This window comes from Candidatus Phyllobacterium onerii, assembly GCF_028331445.1.
Classification (GTDB): Bacteria; Pseudomonadota; Alphaproteobacteria; order Rhizobiales; family Rhizobiaceae; genus Phyllobacterium; species Phyllobacterium onerii.
On sequence record NZ_JAQMHX010000006.1, the window covers coordinates 354,949 to 371,304 of the forward strand.

A 16,356-nucleotide genomic window follows, 5' to 3' on the forward strand; every position below is an offset into this window, starting at 1 on the left:
AACATCGGCGATAGATCACAACCCGATCATAGCGTGTATCTCCTGACAGGTGACACCTTCTTGCCGCAGTGAACGCAACGCCGTGTTCTTGCGGCTTTTCGAAAGTTTCTCCCCGTCTCGATCCAGGATAAGTGCATGGTGATGATAGAGAGGTGGCTCGATATCGAATAATCGCTGCAGCAGGCGATGGACGCTGGTCGCCTGGAAAAGGTCCTCGCCGCGCACGACGTGAGTGATGTCTTGCAGCGCGTCGTCGATCACGACGGATAGATGATAGCTCGTCGGCATATCCTTTCGCGCAATGATGACGTCACCCCAAACGCCCGGTGCCGCTTCAACAGCGCGTTTTTCATCGGCAAGTTCGGTCCAGAACAGTGGCTCGCCGATGTGTTCGAGTGCGCTGTCCATGTTCAGGCGCCACGAAAATGGCTGTCCTTCACTTATGCGCCGTTCGCGCTCGCGGGCTGAAAGCTGCCGGTCCGTTGGCGGATAGAGCAGGGCTCCGTCCGGATCGCGCGGCCAACTCTCATTTCCGCCAAGGTTTTCGATTTCGCTTTTGATCTCGCCGCGGCTTAGAAACGCTGGGTAGACAAGCTCCATATCGATCAGCCTATCGAGCGCCTCACGGTAGACAGCGAAGTGCTCCGACTGGCGGCGGACCGGCTTCTCCCAATCGAAGCCGATCCAGTGAAGGTCCTCCTGCATCGTCTGTTCGAGTTCCGGCGTGCAGCGCCCCCGGTCGATATCTTCCATGCGCAGGAGCAATCTGCCGCCTGCATCGCGCGCCATCTGCTGGTTGAGCAACGCGGAATAGGCATGGCCGAGGTGCAGATGGCCATTGGGGCTGGGGGCGAAACGAAATACCGGAACTGTCATGAGTGATGAGTGGCGTTCTTGCGTGGGTATCAAGGCAATTGATACGGTGTTTCCCAAACGAAGCAAAGTGAACGATCGCAATGCGCAGAATTGATACGCTCGAGGATATCGCGGAAGGGCTGGAAGCCTTGCTGCAAACCCACCCCGAACTTGTGGCGATAGCGGAACGCGCGGGGCCGCTGCCGCTGCGCCGCTCCGTCCCTGGCTTCGAGAGCCTCGCCTCGGTGATCGTTTCGCAGCAGGTCTCCAAGGCCAGTGCCGATTCGATCTGGAAGCGGCTTGTCAGCATCATCGATCCCCTGACACCGGAAAACTATCTTGCTGCCGGCGAGGAGGCGTGGCGGGTTGCCGGCCTATCCCGCGCCAAACAGGCCACTCTCGCCCGGATCAGCGAAGCAGTCATTGCCGGAGAACTCGACCTCACCGCTTTGGCGGATATGCCGATCGACGAGGCCATGCAGGTCATGACCAACGTGAAGGGTATCGGGCCCTGGACGGCGGAAGTCTATCTGCTGTTTTCGGCAGGCCATGCGGATGTCTTCCCGTCGGGCGACGTCGCGCTTCAGCATGCCTATGCCCATGCCTATGGCGAATCAGTACGGCCGGATTCCAAGGCGTTGCGGCTCTTTGCCGAGCGCTGGACCCCGTGGCGCGGTGTTGCCGCCCGACTTTTCTGGGCTTACTATGCCGCCACGCGTGGCCGCGATGGCACACCAATGCCATGAAGTTGAAATAACGGGGTTTTTCCTCAGCAAACACCGCAATTTGCTTCACATTCCTGTCACGTCCAGCTTACAATAATGCAAGCCTGATGGTTGGATTGGGAGTTGATTCCTTGACAATAGCCGTCTCGCCGGACGGGTTACCGGCTCTGGTACTCAATGCGGACTACCGTCCGCTCAGTTATTATCCCTTGTCGCTCTGGTCCTGGCAGGACGCGATCAAGGCGGTTTTTCTTGACCGTGTGAACATCGTCGCCGAATACGAACACGAGGTTTCCTCGCCCTCTTTCGCGATGCGCCTGCCCAGCGTGGTATCGCTCAAGACGTACATCAAACCCTCCCGCAATCCAGCCTTTACCCGGTTCAACGTCTTCCTGCGCGACCGGTTCGAATGCCAGTATTGCGGCTCCGAAGAAGATCTGACTTTCGATCACGTCATCCCACGCTGTGCGGGCGGCGAAACGATCTGGGAGAATGTCGTCGCGGCCTGTTCACCTTGCAATCTTCGCAAGGGCGGGCTGATGCCCAACCGTGCCAAAATGTGGCCGAGGCAGAAGCCCTATGAGCCGACGGTGCATGATCTGCACAATAATGGCCGGCTGTTTCCGCCAAACCATCTGCACGAAAGCTGGATGGATTATCTGTACTGGGATGTCGAGCTGGAACCCTAAAAACCTCTGCCAATCCAACCCATTGGCCATCTGATGCGATTTTCTGCGCTTCCGTTGCTCACGAACCCAAAAGTTCGCTGCGCTACGGTTCTCGAAAACCACACCAGCTGACCCATCAGGCTGAATTCTCAGAGGGTTTTTGCGTGGCGGCCTAAACAAGGGAACGAAGTTAAGCCTTCGCTGCGCCACGAAATGCGACGATGATCAGAATAAAGCTGGCGATGGCATTCCAGCCAGCAAAGGACAGGCCAAGTACGCGCAGCGCAGCCGTATCGCATGCGGGCGGGTGAATGGCGTTCATATCCTTCAAAAGATTACCCGCATCGGTGGTGATCGACATGGACACTGCGGTGCAATCCGTCGGTCCGGCCCAGAATTTCCATTCAACGCCCGCGTGGAAGATGGCGAGGCCGAGGCCAATGAGCATGAGTAGCCCGCCAAGTGCCAGCAGGAGACGCGTAAGGCTCGCTGGCCATTTCAGGCTGGACGAGGCAACAGCCAATGCCATCAGCGGAATGCCGGCATAATAGGGAAAGCGCTGTTCCAGGCACAATTTGCAGGGCAGATAGCCGCCGATATATTGAAAACCGAGCGCGGACCCGACCGTGAAAATCATTGCGAGGAAGAGAAATACAGCCGTCCTGAAATGGATGGGGGAATTCGTTGCAGTCATAATATCTTGACGTCCTCATTCATGGCGATCGGTTTACAACTGGGTGTAGTGGAACAGTGCATAGAGCAAGATCAAGACAACGGCGGCTGCACCGGCGATCAGGCCGAGCCGCTTTTCGATGAAGCCACGAATAGGCTCCCCATACCGCCGCAAAAGCCAGGCAAGGAAGAAAAAGCGCGCGCCGCGCGCAAGCACCGCCGAGATGATGAACAGCCAGATATTGATCCCGGCCGCTCCGGAAAGGATCGTCACGACCTTGATCGGCGGCAGGTGGGCCAGGCCCGATGTGACGAGCAGGAGCAGGATCGCATCGGCGCTGGTCGAACCGCGCAACTGCTCGAAGGCATCGAGCTTGCCGTACATTTCAAGGATCGGCTTCGCCAGTGTTTCATAGGCGTAGTAGCCGAGCAGCCAGCCCGCGATGCCTCCGAGGACCGACGCGACGGTTGCCACCAGCGCATAGCGGTAGGCGCGCTGCGGACGCGCCAGCGCCATCGGCAGGAATAGCACATCGGCCGGAACCAGGAACACCGAGCTTTCGATGAACGCGATGACTGCAAGCCAGACTTCCGCCGATTTGCGCGCAGCCAGAGACATGGTCCAATCGTATAGTCTGCGCAGCATCAAGTCGGTTCCTGTGGGGGAGGCTATTTTTGAAAAGTCGGGTGATCTTTAGAGCAAACCGCAGCCAAATGGAATCGTCTCGCTCAATTTTTGCCAAGGCTGTTTTCCTGGCCATTCGCCTCTATTTGTCTCGTGCGGGCAGGGCAACACACGACTGTGTTACATTTAAGAAATCATCTTATTGCTGTTGACCGAAGGGTGGCTCTGCATGTATTTGGCTTTTCACGGTCGTGGGTTCACCCATGTCCGAGGCTCTTGCGGCCCCCTTGGCGGAATTGGTAGACGCGCCTGACTCAAAATCAGGTTCCGAAAGGAGTGCTGGTTCGATTCCGGCAGGGGGCACCAATGATGATGCTTGCCAGTGCGTCGGAAAAGAGCGCAATGCTTCCAGTCAGCAGGTAGGCGAAAATATTTCACGCCGAGTATGAGAAGTTTGACGGCAATCTACCGACCGCAAGGTTGAGTGTCCCGTTCACCTGCGGTCAGACCAAGGTCCGAACGTTCATGGCATAGGTCTGTGGGCCGTATAAATTCCTCCAGATCGGCGGTCTAATTCCTTCAGGAAGACGAACCGTCTGGCTCGTCGCCGCTCCGCTTAGCGGGTAGCGGCAACCTTTAGGGAGTTCTTCAATATGAGAATCGCTCAATCCATTTTGGCAGGGACCAGTGTGGTTGCACTGAGTCTTTTTGGTTTCGCCGCAAGTGCGAGCGCGTCAGCTCGATCCGACCCCGGCCCGATTGCATCCGGCACGACCAACTCGGTCCTGATTGCCCGAAGCGGATCGGACAACAGCGGTCCGGGCAGCGATCACGATGGCGGCGATGACCATGGCGGTAGCGGCAGCAGTGGGTCCGGTAACAGTGGGGCCGGCAACAGTGGTCCCGGTAACAGTGGCCATGGCCACAATAATCATGACAACGATCGGGATGAAAACGATAATCGCGATAATCACAATAATCGCGATAGTCGCGATGGCCGAGATGCCAGAGGCGATCGGCCCGAGGTCGATCTGAATGTTTCGGACGAAAACTTGCGGGGCCTGCTGAACGGTTCTTTGGTTGCCGTCGACAATCTCGGTCGCGTGCTGGAGGTCGAAGTCGAACGCGAGCACGGCGTGCGTGCTGTAACCGTGAAGCCTCATGGCGGAGACTTCCGTCGCAATCCTGGTCCAATCACAAACATTTCGATCCGGCCCGCGTCTGCGCCGTGAGTCACTTCGCTTGATGCCGGCGCATTTCCCCGTCATGCGCCGGAGCGAAGAGGGCTTTTCTGCAGGTGCATGCTGATCACTGTAACGCTAGAAATCACGATTTCATGATAGCGGCAGAAAGTTGAAAATCTGTGTCGTTGCACGGCATGCCACGGCGCCATAGAATTCAGCAGGTTCGAGATCGTTTTGTGAGGTGAATGTTTTGACTTCGACAGACGTCTGTTCAATCTCAATGGCCAGCCGGGCCGCGGGCATAAGCCGCGTCTTGATAGTCCTTCTCGGCCTGTTGCTTGGCGTCTTCGGTCCAACGGGTAATGCCTGGAGCGACAAGGGTTCGAGTTCCGGGGGAAGCTCCGGTTCGGGCTCAAGTGGAGGCTCGGGCAGTAGTGGTTCAGGTTCTGGCGATAGTGGATCAGGATCGGGCTCAAGTGGGGGCTCCGGCAGTAGTGGTTCAGGCTCCGGCAATAGTGGCTCGGACAATTCCGGCTCCGGGTCCAGCGGGGGTGGTTCGCACAGTTCCGGTTCTGATGACTCAGGCGGTGACAGATCGGGTGCGACGTCGGGTACCGGGAGACAGGAACGGACCTATCAGGGCGGATGGAGGGAGCGCATTCGCAATGGCCGCTACGAGATCTTCGATCCGGCCGGCCGTCGCGTCATCAACCGGAAGGCAAACCCGGCCGATGGGCTTCGCATCAACCAAGCCGGTTCGCGCTAACTTGTTTCAGGATTGTGGTCGGGCCGCCCGCAACAAAAGGGCAGCTTCGGTGCGGTTGCGCACCTGCAGTTTCTGCAGGATGCTGGTCATGTGGTGTTTGATGGTTTTTTCCTGCAAGCCGATTTCCCGTGCGACTTCCTTGTTGCTTTTGCCGTTGGATACCAAGCCAAGTATTTGCTCCTCGCGCGGTGTCAGGGAGTGGATGGCATCGTGATTGTCGGAATCAGTTTGATTGAGCCCAACCTCGGTGTTGGAGCTACGCATTTCCATCAGAATGCGTGCGGCAAGCGCTGGCGACACATAGCGCTCACCGGCAACGACATTCTGGATGATTTCGCAAAGGGCTGCTGCCCTGACGCCTTTCAGAACGTACCCGTGTGCCCCGCTGCGCAGGGCCTGCAGCACATCCTCATCGTTTTCGGAGACAGTGAGGATAACGACTTTCAGATCAGGGCTCGCTTCGAGAATGCTGAGAAGGGCGTTCAGCCCACCACCCGGCATTGAAAGGTCAAGCAGCGCAACATTCGGCTGTAACTCGCCGACCAAGCGGACAGCGTCGCTGGCGCTCGAACCCTCTCCAACTACCTTGAATCCATTCTGCTCGGACAGGCTGACCGTAACACCCTGCCGAAAAAATGGATGATCGTCGACGACGACAATACGGATGCTTGCTTCGTTCATGTGTCCTGCGCTCCTGGGATGTGCATGGTGACTGTTGTACCCCGTCCCGGCGACGATTTGACCGCGAACGTCCCGCCCAGCCCAGCCAACCGTTCTTCCAGGCCCGTCAGTCCGAGGCCCTTGTCAGGACGGGCGGCATCAAAGCCCTGACCCTCGTCGGAGACCGTTACACTCAACCCGTCTTGGGTCGACCCGGCGATGACTTTCTGGGCGATCCCGTTGGCATGGCGAAAAGCGTTGTTGAGCGTTTCCTGGACAAATCTGTAGACGCCGATCTTTTCCGCTTGGTTCAAATCGGGCAAGTTGTCGCTGCTTTGGAAATCGACGGTCGTTCTGGTCCTGCTTTCGTGCCCCTTGATCACCCGCTTTAGTATCTCCTCTGTACCCAAATCATCAAGTTCCGGCAGCATCAGGCCGTGACAGATATTGCGGACCTCTCGCAACGCTTCCTCTAGCGAGGTCGTCACGTTTTCCAAATCGGAACCGGCGGCTGTTCCCTTGGTCGCAGTTTCGAGACGCAGGCAGGCCAGCGCAATGAGCTGGGCGGGACCATCGTGAAGCTCGGCCGAGATACGCCGGAGATACTGTTCATTGAGCGTCGCGGTACGGTGCGCTGCCTTCTCGGCACGCAATCGAAGAGATCTGTTTGAATGCAGCAGGCGATTGAGTTCATCGAACCTGTCTCTCAAGACGTCCGCCTGCCGCGCGATCAATCGGCTGCCGCGTGCAACAATCCCGAACAGAGTTCCCAGCATGGCCAACGTGACGAGGCCGACCACGATCCAGCTGCGTTTTCGGACAAGCGCAAGATCAGATTGCAGATCGGATGCTATTTCGTAGAACTCAGCAACACCAATAACGCGACCCGACCATGGTTGCCGGATCGGGCTATATATCTCGAGCAGGGGAATTCCTTTGGCACGTTCCTCCGCATTTTCGGCACTGTCGAGTTGATCGAATTCCGCTTGGACCGCGCCAGCGAGGGCTCCCCGTAGGCGACCGGTCATTGGGAATTGGCGACCAACAATATCCTGTTGGTTGCTGAACACCACAGTGCCATCAGGCTTCCATATCTTGAAGGAGACCAGCTTGTTGCCGAGCACGCCTTGGCCGAGTGTCTCGGTCAAGGCCAGCCGGGCACCTTCTCCCAGTGCTTGGGAGTCGGCAAGCTCCTGTGTCAGAGGCGCGATGACACTATCGACATAGAGGGCTGTGGCCGCGGCGGCATTGCGGGTGACCGAATCTTCTATGCGGGAAGTCACCCAGAAAGCGATAACGGCCATGCCCAGTATCAGTACAATAGTGGCTGCCAGGATGAACTGCCGGGCGAGACTCATTCCCCCAAACAATTCGGGTGGGTCTGCGGGCGGCGCGGATTTGGCGAGGGTCGTCATCAGCGTTCGCTCCTAGCGACAGTATTCTGAACCTATTGCATCGCCAGGGCGACCGCATTCGAGGTAAACACTTCAGCACACCGACTTATTCGTCGCGGCCAGTTTCGAGCACCTTCAGCTTGCGGAATCGGCCTTCAATCAAAATGACGGCACATCTTCAGAAGGACATATTCGCCATGGGCGGTGAATGATATGATGTTAGGTGAGAGTGAATGGCGGCCTATCGCTTGAACAGGAGACAGCTGATGACAACGCTAGAACTTGCCAAGGATTTCACGAATATTCTGAAAAACGGCGATCACGAGGGCGCAGGGGCAAAATACAATGCCGACGCCATCGTAAGCCATGAAGCTATGGAAGGCCCAATGGCCGTTTGCCGGGGCAAGGATGCCGTCAAAGCCAAGGGTGAGTGGTGGCAAGCAAACCACGAAGTGCATGGCGGTAACGTGGAAGGTCCATATGTTAACGGCGACCAATTTGTTGTGCGCTTTACCATGGACGTAACACCCAGGGCTACGGGGCAGCGCATGACCTTGGACGAAGTTGGAATCTATACGGTCCGGGACGGAAAGATTGTCGAGGAGCGCTTCTGCTATCTCGAAGCCTGACGCTACCCTGCCAAAGCCAATTGTGAAGCGACTCTCTCTTCGCAGCATGACGGCGACTCAGTTACTTCCGGCCCGTCAAATTCCTCAAACGCTCGCGGACCAGACGCGCGATATTCTGCGTGCGCCGGTAAAGGTGAAGCTGTGAGGCTGCCTGCCGTGCTGCGCGGTCAGCGGCGGGTGTCAGCCCGATCACCAGCGTGCCAACGGGTTCGCGTTCCATGAACAGGCGCGATGCGACAGGATGGTCGGGTACGGCACAGGAATCCGTCCGGTCGATGTTCGGATCGTCCAGGTGGTTTTTCAGCATCTCGATCATCAGGAGAACGCCGGGTGAATAGGCGGCGAGGCTCTCGTCATAGGCGGTTTTCCATGTCCACGCTTCGCCGGCTTCGACAAAGACCACGAGAACTGCGATGGTCTTGCCGTCGAGTTCGAGTGTGTGGATGCGGGCGAGATCGCGGGTCGCGAGGTTGTTGACCGCCTCGCGGGCAAAGGCAGCACGGAAACGATCGACCGCCATGGCGGAGCCACGCTGGCCTTTCCAGCCGCTGGCCTCGAGCACGAGGAAGTCCTCCAGCCGCACGCGGATATCTTCTTCGCTGCGGCTGACGGTATAGGTCAGCTTGCCCTTGTCGGCGAGGCGGCGCCATAGCCGGCGATATTCCTTGGCGTGCTTGGCGCCGATGGCGTCACGCAAGTACTCTTCGCCTTCCTTGGCGCTTTCAAGGAAGGGGCGTTCGACCTGATTGACTGTCACCATTGTAAGATTGCGGTCCAGCGCGATGGAGCGGATCAGCTGTGCCGCGGTGCGGTTCAGCAATATGTCCGGCAGCACCAGAATTTCCGGGAATTTGAGGTGCTTGCGCCCCAGCATGTCGAACAGGTCATTGAGCACACCGACCGGATCGTCCCGGTCGATCAGCGGCGTGCCCTGTGGCCCGAAGGGTGTAGCCCAGGCGCGGATGATCGAAGCCGTGACATTGAATCCCGGCCGTTCGATCGTATAGGGCATGAGGAAGCGCAAACGGCTCTTCACATCGTTTTCGTCGCGCATGACCATGAAGCGAACCTGCCGGTCGTCGAGGCGTGGCATGGCGGGGGCGAGGAAACGCGGATTGAAGAAGATGTTCGGCTCGACCGTGCGATACGTCAGATATTCAAGCTCATCGAGGAGTTCGAAACCGGCAGAGGCAGAATAGACAGAAAGCTTGCGCGGAACGGCGCGCGTGCCAAGGGTCTCTTCGAGCTGCTTGGTCGCCTCGTGCGACTCGAAGCCCGAGAGCTGGGAGAGGATCTGCGAGGACGGGCCTCCGGCAAGTTCTTCGAGAAGCGGTATGGCTGCCATCAGACTTCTTCCTTGGCAGCGCCTGTCCTGCCCGCAAAAACGAACATCGTAATGTTCAGACGATTGTAAACAGTCAGTGCCAGCGTCACCGCTTCGAACACCATCGAGAATGCGGTCGCAAAAGCGGCACCAGCAAGGCCGTAGGCCGGTATCAATACAATGCTGAGACAGATATTAACAATCAGTGTGACCGCATAGACCATGGCGCAAATTTTCTGCTTGCCGGCCATGTTGAGGAGGCTTTCCGCCGGACCGACCGAAGCGCGGGCGACGACACCGATCACCAGAATGAACAACAGCGGATAACCATCGGTAAACTGGGCGCCGAAGAGCAGGAGCAGCGGTTTGCCGAGAACGAGAAGGATGATCGCCATCGCCAGTGAAGGCCAGAAGGTCCAGCGCGCCGTATCGCTGGCGAATTGCGCAAGCTGTTCATGGTCATGGGTATGCATCAGCTCGGAATAACGCTGGGCGGCACCGGCTTTGACTGAGAAATAGACGAAATGGACCAATGCGAGCAGTTTGACCGTCGCGAAATAGGTCGCGACCTTGTCCGGGTCCATAAAGCGGCCGACCATCAGGACGTCGGCATTGGTCAAAAGGAAGAAAAACCCTTCGACCAGAAAGATCGGTAGCGAGACCGCGAACCATTCGCCAAAACGGATCGCCTTCGGGCCCGGCGACACGACCTCCCTGAACCGGTGATTGACGACCGCTAATTGCACCAGCGAGGTCATATAGGTCGCAATAATCGCCGATATTACGGCCGCGACTGCTGTCGGCGCGAAGCCGGCCACATGGGCGACGGTCATGATGACAAGCGTGAGAATTGGACGGATGATGTAGGTCGGCGTCAGCGCGACCAATGCCCAGGATCGTGACCGTGCGGTTCCGTCCAGCGTATCGCCAAGCGCAATCATCGGCAGGCAGATGAAGCCGATGATGAAGGGCGCGACGTAATAGGATTCGATAGCATCGCGCAAGAAATAGACCCCTGCAGCGCCGATGATCGCGATGCAGGTCGTCAAGCCGAGCGCGAATATCTTGCTGGTGAACAAAATACCGCGCAGGTGATCAAGCTGGCGGTGTTCCAGATATTCCGGCACGAAGCGGATGACGCTGGTCTGGAAACCCAGACAGGAGAGGTTTCCGAGAATGACCACCGTCACCCAGACAAGGACGAAAATGCCGTATTCGAACTGCCCCATCCAGCGCGCGAAGATGACCTGCGAGACGAGTGCGATGGCGGCGCTGATAATGCGGATGGAAAAGGCGATCAGTGACACGCGCTGCGCAGCGGCGTGCTCCATTGAACCGTCAAACAGCTGATCGAGGCGGACGAGCCACGGAAGAAGCTGCTTTGACAGTTTATCCGGCAAAAACCGGTCTGCAGCTTTGACCGCAGAAATTCGCAAGGGCAGCTCCACTCGTTTCCAATGCAAGACGCTTACTGCGTAAACGTTTAGAAACGGTTCGGAAAGTCAACGGCTTGTGCTGTTGGAACAAGAGAAAAGGCCGCGTTTTGAGCGCGGCCTTTGGGTTCATCAGACGAAAGCACCGTGACAGTGCTTGTATTTCTTGCCCGAGCCGCAGGGGCAGGCCTCATTGCGGCCAACCTTGCCCCATGTCTGCGGGTTATTCGGATCGCGATCCTTCGGATCAACGACACGCAAATCCTGCTGTACCGCAAGAACACTGCCGCCACCGAAATCGTCCTCACCCGTGAGGCCATCGAGGTGATGTGCTTCCATCACCGGCAATTCCGGTTCGGGCGCACTTGCGGCTTCGCGCACGAGTTCCACGCGCATCAGCTGGCTCGTGACGTTCTGGCGCAAATTGGCCAGCAGCGTCTGGAAGAGTTCGAAGCCTTCGCTCTTGTACTCGTTGAGCGGGTCGCGCTGGGCGTAACCGCGGAATCCGACGACCGAGCGAAGATGATCGAGATTGACCAGATGTTCGCGCCACAGAGCATCGAGGGTCTGCAAAATGACAGACTTCTCGACATAGGCCATGATTTCCGGACCAAACCGCTCGGCGCGATCGGCTGCTGCCTTCTCGACGGCTTCCGTCAGGCGTTCCCGGATGTCATCCGGCGTAATGCCGTCTTCGAGGGCCCATTCGGTGATCGGCAGATTGAGATTGAGAACATTGCGCACATCCTCGTCGAGCTCGGCGATCTTCCATTGTTCCGCGTAAGCGCCTTCGGGCGTGTAGCGCGCGATGAGATCGTCCACCACGTCCTCGCGCATTTCCCTGGTGGTCTGGCTGAGATCGGTGCTGTCCATCAATTCGATGCGTTGTTCGAAGATCACCTTGCGCTGATCATTCATCACGTCGTCATATTTCAGAAGGTTCTTGCGGATATCGAAGTTGCGCGCCTCGACCTTCTTCTGCGCTTTTTCCAGCGCCTTGTTGATCCAGGGATGGACGATGGCTTCGTCTTCCTTGAGGCCAAGTTTCTGCAGCATGCCGTCCATGCGTTCGGAACCGAAAATCCGCATCAGATCGTCCTGCAGTGACAGGAAGAACTTCGAGCGGCCGGGATCGCCCTGGCGGCCTGAACGGCCACGCAACTGATTGTCGATACGGCGGCTCTCATGGCGTTCGGTCGCAAGAACGTAAAGCCCGCCGGCCGCAAGTGCCTTTTCCTTGAGCTTGGCGATATCGGCTCTGATCGCCGTTTCCTTGGTCTTGCGTTCGTCACTTTCGGGCATGTCATCGAGTTCGCGCGCTATGCGCATTTCGAGATTGCCGCCAAGCTGAATGTCGGTACCACGGCCTGCCATGTTGGTGGCGATGGTGATGGCACCTGGAACGCCGGCCTGCGCGACGATGTATGCTTCCTGCTCATGGTAGCGGGCATTCAGAACCTGGAAGTCCTTGAAGCCTTCCTTGCGCAGGCGTTCAGCCAGTTGCTCGGATTTCTCGATCGACGTGGTGCCGACGAGGATAGGCTGGCCCTTGGCCGTCGCATCACGAATATCGCGAACGATCGCCTTGTATTTTTCCTCGACGGTCCGGTAGACCTCATCGTCCTCGTCGAGACGCTGAACGGGAAGATTGGTCGGAATTTCCGTTACTTCGAGACCGTAGATATTGCCGAATTCTTCCGCTTCGGTGGAAGCTGTACCGGTCATGCCGGCAAGTTTCTTGTACATGCGGAAATAGTTCTGGAAGGTGATCGAGGCCAGCGTCTGGTTTTCCGGCTGGATGGTCACATGTTCCTTGGCTTCAAGCGCCTGGTGCAGGCCTTCCGAGAAGCGGCGACCCGGCATCATGCGTCCGGTGAACTCATCGATGATGACGATTTCGTCATTGCGAACGATGTAGTCCTTATCCTTCTGGAAGAGCTTGTGCGCGCGTAAAGCATTGTTGACGTGGTGCACGACAGCAACGTTCTCGATATCGTAAAGCCCTTCGCCCTTGAGATGCCCGGCTTCCTTCAGGAGATTTTCGAGCTTCTCGGTACCCTCTTCGGTAAAGATCGCGGTCTTCTGCTTCTCGTCGATCTCATAGTCTTCAGGGTTCAATGGTTTGATGAACGTATCGATGAGATTGTAGAAATCGGATCGGTCGTCGAGTGGGCCGGAAATGATCAGCGGCGTGCGCGCTTCGTCGACAAGGATCGAATCCACTTCGTCGACGATCGCATAGTTGTGCGGACGCTGCACCATCTGGGCGCGCTCATATTTCATATTGTCGCGCAGGTAGTCGAAGCCGAGTTCGTTGTTGGTGGCGTAGGTGATATCGGCGTTATAGGCCTTGGCACGCTCTTCATCATCGAGACCGTGCACTATGATGCCATAGGAGAGGCCGAGGAAATTATAAATCTGGCCCATCCAGTGCGCATCGCGGGTGGCGAGGTAGTCGTTCACAGTGACGACATGAACGCCTTTGCCTTCAAGCGCATTCAGATAGACGGGCAGGGTCGCAACGAGGGTCTTGCCTTCGCCGGTGCGCATCTCGGAAATGCCGCCATTGTGCAGGACCATGCCGCCGATCAGCTGGACGTCGAAGGGGCGCATGCCAAGAACGCGCTTGGCAGCTTCACGCGCTACGGCAAAGGCCGGAACAAGCAGATCGTCGAGCTTGGTGCCATTGGCGAGCTTTTCGCGAAATTCCGCGGTTTTTGCCTTGAGCTCGTCGTCCGTAAGCGACGAGATTTCTGCCTCAAGCGCATTGATCTGGTCAACGCGAGGTTTGAAGCTGCGGACGCGGCGCTCATTCGAGGAGCCGAAAATCTTGCGGGCGAGGCCGCCGAAACTGACCATCCCTGGTCCTCTCTATAATACGTTTTGCCAGCAATTCTGGCATTTGAGGCATCAAAAGCCTGACATTCAAGACGCCTGATACAATACGGACACCAAGCCCAAGGTATAAGTCTATCTCTTGCCAAGCTATCTGGACGCAAAGCCGATGGACAGATAAGAGGGGGCACGAATTATGTCAATGTTGAAGCAACAAGCGATCGATCGCAGCCTCATGGCAAAATTCTGCCGTATTCATAGCCCGTACCGGTCCTCCCAAGGAGAAATTGACCCATGAACCAATTGCGTAAAACCCTTTCATTAATGACTGTCGCTGCACTTTTGACCGGTATATCTTCCGTGGCAATGGCCCAGGAAGCCGGTAAAACGGAACCTGCCAAGCCGGATGCCGCACAGGCAGATACTGCCAAGGCCGATCCCGATAAAGTGCTTGCAACAATCAACGGCAGCAAGATCACAAACAAGGACGTGGACCAGATTTCTGCGGACCTCGATCCGCAATTTGCCAAGCTGCCTGATGATCAGCGGCGTTTGGCCGCTCTGGCTGCCATTATCGACATCAAGTCACTTGCAGCGAAGGCCGAAGCCGAAAAGCTTGACCAGACCCCCGAGTTCCGGGCTCGTCTGGAGTTCCTGAAGGATCGCGCCCTGCACAATGACTACTTCAAGCAGCAGGTCGTCGACAAGATCACCGACGCCGACATTCGCGCCCGCTACGATAAGGAAATCGCAGCGATGCCGCCACAAAATGAGGTCCGCGCCCGTCACATTCTGGTGAAGACGAAGGAAGAAGCCGAAGCCATCATCAAGCAGCTCGATGGCGGAGCGAAATTCGAAGACGTTGCCAAGGAGAAATCGACGGACGGCTCTGCTGCCCAAGGCGGCGATCTCGGTTATTTCGGACCAGGTCAGATGGTGCCGGAATTTGACAAGGCAGCCAATGCGCTGGAAGTCGGCCAGTACACCAAGGAACCCGTACAGACTCAGTTCGGCTTCCATGTGATCAAGCTCGAAGACAAGCGTACCCAGCAGCCGCCTGCGTTCGATCAGGTCAAGGACCAGGTGAAATCGATCCTCATTCGCGAGAAGTACATGGAGCTGGTGAAGAAGGACCGCGGCGACCTCAAGATCGAATATACCGATCCGGCAACGGAAGCGGCGATCAAGGCTGCAACCGAAGCCCAGCAGTAGCAATACAAGACCCGGTGCAAGTCGCCGGGTCTTCCTTCGATAATTTGTGACCTGTCAAAAAAAGCGCTTCTCGAGGTAGCCGATGTCCACGTCCGTCTCTCCGCTGGCTCCGAAACATTATCCGACCATGCCGGAAATTCACGGGGTAAAGATCGCCACAGCTGAAGCCGGTATCAAATACAAGGGCCGGACAGACGTTTTGCTCATCGTATTCGATCGGCCAACGGCCGTGGCCGGCGTATTTACACGGTCCAAATGCCCTTCGGCAGCCGTGGATTACTGCCGTACAAGCCTGGAAGGCGGCACGGCGCGGGCCGTCGTCGTCAATTCCGGCAATGCCAATGCCTTCACCGGCAAAAAGGGTCGCGAGTCGGCCAAGTTGACCGCTGCAGCGGCCGCAAAGGCTGTGGATTGCAAGCCCCACCATATTTTTCTTGCCTCGACCGGCGTGATCGGTGAGCCGCTCGATGCGGGTAAGTTCAGCCATCTTCTGACGGATATGACCAAGAATGCCGTTGCCGGGCGCTGGCAGGATGCTGCGAGCGCCATCATGACGACCGATACATTTCCCAAGGTCGCAACCGAGACCGTACTGCTGGGCCGCGTGCCGGTGACAATAAATGGCATCGCCAAGGGTGCCGGCATGATTGCGCCGGATATGGCCACGATGCTGTCTTTCGTCGCCACCGATGCGCCAATTGCGGCAGATGTGCTGCAGAAGTTGCTGGCGAAATCCGTTGGCAAGAGTTTCAATTCCGTCACTGTCGACAGCGATACATCGACATCAGACACCCTGCTGCTTTTTGCTACCGGATCGGCTGCCGAACGCGGCGCTGCACCTGTTACCAAGCTCAAGGACAAGCGTCTCAAGCCTTTCGCCAAAGCGCTCGACCGCGTTCTCAAGGACCTCGCACTGCAGGTAGTGCGCGACGGCGAGGGCGCACGCAAGATGCTTGAAATCAGCGTAACCGGTGCGACCTCCGCGCGCTCCGCCAAGCGGATCGCGTTGTCGATTGCCAATTCGCCGCTGGTCAAGACCGCTGCCGCTGGCGAGGACGCCAATTGGGGCCGCATCGTTATGGCCGTCGGCAAGGCTGGTGAACCGGCCGACCGCGACCGGCTGGCGATCTGGTTCGGGGATATCCGTGTTGCTCGCGAAGGTGAACGCGATCCGGACTATTCGGAAGAAGCGACCTCCGCCTATATGAAGAATGACGATATCAAGATCCGTGTCGACATCGGTCTCGGCAAAGGCAAGGCGACTGTCTGGACCTGCGATTTGACGAAGGAATATGTGGCGATCAATGGCGATTATCGCAGCTAAAAGCCGTTTGAAACTCTACTGCGGCGGTCATCTGACGCGATTTTCTCCGC

The 16,356-nt window shown here is 57.4% G+C and carries 15 protein-coding genes and 1 tRNA gene; 7 read left to right on the forward strand and 9 right to left on the reverse strand.

Going from position 1 to position 16,356, the window contains the following annotated elements; genetic code table 11:
- Nucleotides 1–15 precede the first annotated feature (15 nt).
- A complete protein-coding gene (gluQRS, locus tag PHA01_RS16460) occupies nt 16–876 on the reverse strand; it encodes a tRNA glutamyl-Q(34) synthetase GluQRS (RefSeq protein ID WP_271897305.1) in 861 nt (286 codons plus the stop codon).
- Nucleotides 877–956: 80 nt separating this feature from the next.
- Here gluQRS and PHA01_RS16465 point away from each other — a divergent pair, with 80 nt between their 5' ends.
- On the forward strand, nt 957–1,601 hold the full coding sequence (locus tag PHA01_RS16465; protein ID WP_271897307.1) for a DNA-3-methyladenine glycosylase family protein: 645 nt from the start codon (nt 957–959) through the stop codon (nt 1,599–1,601).
- Nucleotides 1,602–1,711: 110 nt separating this feature from the next.
- A complete protein-coding gene (locus PHA01_RS16470; RefSeq protein WP_114431685.1) occupies nt 1,712–2,269 on the forward strand; it encodes an HNH endonuclease in 558 nt (185 codons plus the stop codon).
- Between the two features lie 169 nt (nt 2,270–2,438).
- Here PHA01_RS16470 and PHA01_RS16475 read toward each other — a convergent pair whose 3' ends face one another.
- Both PHA01_RS16475 and PHA01_RS16480 read right to left on the reverse strand, forming a co-directional pair.
- Nucleotides 2,439–2,942, reverse strand: a complete 504-nt coding sequence (locus PHA01_RS16475) for a disulfide bond formation protein B (protein WP_271897310.1) — start codon at nt 2,940–2,942, stop codon at nt 2,439–2,441.
- A gap of 33 nt (nt 2,943–2,975) precedes the next feature.
- Nucleotides 2,976–3,566, reverse strand: coding sequence for a YqaA family protein (locus PHA01_RS16480; RefSeq protein ID WP_271897312.1), 591 nt, complete (start codon nt 3,564–3,566; stop codon nt 2,976–2,978).
- A 260-nt stretch (nt 3,567–3,826) separates the two neighbouring features.
- Here PHA01_RS16480 and PHA01_RS16485 point away from each other — a divergent pair.
- Nucleotides 3,827–3,911 (forward strand) — tRNA-Leu (locus PHA01_RS16485).
- 368 nt (nt 3,912–4,279) lie between these two features.
- Here PHA01_RS16485 and PHA01_RS16490 read toward each other — a convergent pair.
- A complete protein-coding gene (locus tag PHA01_RS16490) occupies nt 4,280–4,708 on the reverse strand; it encodes a hypothetical protein (protein WP_271897314.1) in 429 nt (142 codons plus the stop codon).
- Between the two features lie 271 nt (nt 4,709–4,979).
- Between PHA01_RS16490 and PHA01_RS16495 the strand changes: the two genes are divergently transcribed.
- Complete coding sequence (locus tag PHA01_RS16495) at nt 4,980–5,495, forward strand: hypothetical protein (protein ID WP_271897316.1); 516 nt, start codon at nt 4,980–4,982, stop codon at nt 5,493–5,495.
- Between the two features lie 6 nt (nt 5,496–5,501).
- Here the strand turns inward: PHA01_RS16495 and PHA01_RS16500 are convergent, their stop codons facing one another.
- Nucleotides 5,502–6,176: a response regulator gene (locus tag PHA01_RS16500; RefSeq protein ID WP_271897318.1), complete on the reverse strand. Its 675-nt coding sequence runs from the start codon at nt 6,174–6,176 to the stop codon at nt 5,502–5,504.
- Nucleotides 6,173–7,570, reverse strand: coding sequence for a sensor histidine kinase (locus tag PHA01_RS16505; protein ID WP_271897320.1), 1,398 nt, complete (start codon nt 7,568–7,570; stop codon nt 6,173–6,175). The genes PHA01_RS16500 and PHA01_RS16505 overlap by 4 nt, the downstream gene beginning before the upstream one ends.
- A gap of 245 nt (nt 7,571–7,815) precedes the next feature.
- On the opposite strand from PHA01_RS16505, the gene PHA01_RS16510 reads away from it, so the two are divergent.
- On the forward strand, nt 7,816–8,178 hold the full coding sequence (locus PHA01_RS16510) for a nuclear transport factor 2 family protein (protein ID WP_271897322.1): 363 nt from the start codon (nt 7,816–7,818) through the stop codon (nt 8,176–8,178).
- A 61-nt stretch (nt 8,179–8,239) separates the two neighbouring features.
- Here PHA01_RS16510 and bspF read toward each other — a convergent pair whose 3' ends face one another.
- From bspF to secA, 3 genes are all read right to left on the reverse strand, one after another.
- On the reverse strand, nt 8,240–9,523 hold the full coding sequence (bspF, locus tag PHA01_RS16515) for a type IV secretion system effector crotonyl transferase BspF (protein WP_112532268.1): 1,284 nt from the start codon (nt 9,521–9,523) through the stop codon (nt 8,240–8,242).
- Nucleotides 9,523–10,938, reverse strand: a complete 1,416-nt coding sequence (locus PHA01_RS16520) for a lipopolysaccharide biosynthesis protein (RefSeq protein ID WP_271897325.1) — start codon at nt 10,936–10,938, stop codon at nt 9,523–9,525. Before PHA01_RS16520 ends, bspF begins: the two co-directional genes overlap by 1 nt.
- Nucleotides 10,939–11,067: 129 nt before the next feature.
- Nucleotides 11,068–13,794 carry a preprotein translocase subunit SecA gene (gene secA, locus PHA01_RS16525; RefSeq protein WP_271897327.1) on the reverse strand — a complete coding sequence of 909 codons (2,727 nt, stop codon included), beginning with the start codon at nt 13,792–13,794 and terminating at the stop codon, nt 11,068–11,070.
- A gap of 270 nt (nt 13,795–14,064) precedes the next feature.
- Between secA and PHA01_RS16530 the strand changes: the two genes are divergently transcribed.
- Together PHA01_RS16530 and argJ are read left to right on the forward strand one after the other, a co-directional pair.
- Nucleotides 14,065–14,982: a peptidylprolyl isomerase gene (locus tag PHA01_RS16530; RefSeq protein ID WP_271897330.1), complete on the forward strand. Its 918-nt coding sequence runs from the start codon at nt 14,065–14,067 to the stop codon at nt 14,980–14,982.
- An 82-nt stretch (nt 14,983–15,064) separates the two neighbouring features.
- On the forward strand, nt 15,065–16,306 hold the full coding sequence (gene argJ / locus PHA01_RS16535) for a bifunctional glutamate N-acetyltransferase/amino-acid acetyltransferase ArgJ (RefSeq protein ID WP_271897332.1): 1,242 nt from the start codon (nt 15,065–15,067) through the stop codon (nt 16,304–16,306).
- The last annotated feature ends 50 nt before the right edge of the window (nt 16,307–16,356 follow it).